Below are 228 nucleotides of genomic sequence, written 5' to 3'. Positions count from 1 at the left end.
ACGTATCAAACAGCATAGAGAAATACCACAAGGCCATATAATCAAGTCATGTACGATTTCTATGACACCTACTGGTAAATACTATGTGTCCATTTTGACTGAATACGAAAAGGAGATCGTACAAAAAGAAGTAGAAACAGTTGTTGGATTAGACTTTGCGATGGATCAATTATACGTCAGTTCTGAGGATGAGAGAGCCAATTATCCTAAGTTCTATCGTGAAATATT

At 36.0% G+C, this 228-nt stretch carries 1 pseudogene; it reads left to right on the top strand.

Features of this window, described 5'->3' with window-relative positions:
* Window positions 1-228: pseudogene (locus MR160_RS34580) on the top strand (RNA-guided endonuclease TnpB family protein); the annotation flags it as partial.

This window comes from Bacillus cereus group sp. BfR-BA-01382 (assembly GCF_022663475.1).
GTDB classification, from domain to species: domain Bacteria; phylum Bacillota; class Bacilli; order Bacillales; family Bacillaceae_G; genus Bacillus_A; species Bacillus_A thuringiensis_S.
Note: the sequence above shows the minus strand (reverse complement) of the source record. Positions and strands in the feature narration are given on the sequence as shown.